The organism is Actinosynnema sp. NPDC059797 (assembly GCF_042732085.1).
GTDB lineage: Bacteria > Actinomycetota > Actinomycetes > Mycobacteriales > Pseudonocardiaceae > Actinosynnema.
In genome coordinates this window covers 1-1,565 of sequence record NZ_JBHWIE010000713.1, presented here as the reverse complement: position 1 = coordinate 1,565, position 1,565 = coordinate 1, and the positions used below count along the sequence as shown (strand labels likewise).

Genomic DNA, 1,565 nt, shown 5'->3' with positions numbered 1-1,565 from the left:
CACCGACAACCAGATCCCACAACTCCTCCGGAGAACCCACCCCACCCGGATAACGACACGCCATCCCCACCACCACCACCGGATCATCGGCACCGGCAGTCGACACGACCTGGGCGCGCACGTCGCCGTCCGCGCCCGACACCACTGATCGCAGGTGCTCGACCAGAACAGCGGGAGTGGGGTAGTCGAAGATCACCGAACTGGGCAGTGGGACTTCCAGGGCGTGCGAGAGCCTGTCCCGGAGTTCGGCGGACATCAGGGAATCGAAGCCCAGGTCCCGGAACGTCCGGTCCAGTGCGACCTCACCGGGCGCGCCGCTGCCGAGCGTGGCGGTGATGTGCGCGCGAGCCAGCTCCGTCAACCGGTGCGTGCGCTCGGTCTCGTCGAGCCCGCGCAGCTCGCTCACCGGACCCGGGGTCGCCACCGACGTGCCCTCGTCGTCCATCGGCATGTCCAGCCAGTAGCGCCGGCGTTGGAACGCGTAGGTGGGCAGTTCGGTGCGCCGGGCGCCGGTGCCGACGAACAGGGCCGACCAGTCCACCGCCACCCCGGCGGCGAACAACGCGCCCAACCCGGTCAGCGCCGACTCGACCTCGTCACGACCACGCCGCAGGCTCGGCACCACCGTGACGTCGCGGCCGTCCAAGCACTCGCGCACCAACCCGGTCAGCACCGCGTCCGGACCCAACTCCACGAACCGGGTCACACCGAGGTCGTGCAGTCGGGTGACCGTGTCGGCGAACCGAACCGTGTCCCGCACGTGCCGCACCCAATATTCCGGGTCCGCCACCGCCTCGTTCACCATCGCGATATTCGGAGACCTGAACGTCAACCCGGCCACCACCGCCCGGAAGTCGTCCAGCATCGGCTCCATCAACGGCGAGTGGAACGCGTGCGAGACGGTGAGCCGCTTCGTCCGGCAACCCAGCTCGGCCAGCCGTCGCACCACCCGCTCCACCGCGGCCTCGGCCCCCGACACCACCACCGACGATGGGCTGTTCACCGCCGCGATCGACACCTCAGGATCCTCGGCCACCAACGGCGCCACCACGTCCTCACCGGCCGCGACCGCCACCATCACCCCACCCGGCGCGAGACCCTGCATCAACCGACCCCGCGCCGTGACCAACCGACAGGCGTCCTCCAGCGACAACACACCCGACACATGAGCCGCCGCGATCTCCCCCACCGAATGGCCCGTTACAAAGTCCGGGACCACGCCCCAGGACTCGAACAGCCGGAACAACGCCACCTCAACCGCGAACAACGCCGGCTGCGCCAACTCCGTGGAATCCAAACGGCCACCCTGACCGTCCACATCGAACACGGCAGTCCGAACAGCCGGATCCAGCAACTCGCACACCCGGTCGAAAGCCGCCGCGAACACCGGGAACCGCCCATGCAACTCCCGACCCATCCCCACCCGCTGCGAACCTTGACCGGTGAAGACGATCGCCACCCGCCCCGGAACCGACACGCGTCCCGCCCCGGTCCCACCCTCGGCGAGATCCGCCAGGCGATCCAGCAACTGCTCCCGGTCCGAAGCAACCACCACCGCCCGGTGC

Annotated in this window: 1 protein-coding gene; it reads right to left on the bottom strand. The window is 69.3% G+C overall.

The window, feature by feature from the left end:
* Positions 1–1,417 (bottom strand): acyltransferase domain-containing protein (locus tag ACFV4N_RS43605; RefSeq protein WP_499678577.1); only part of this gene is annotated, 1,417 nt, incomplete at its 3' end.
* Positions 1,418–1,565 lie beyond the last annotated feature (148 nt).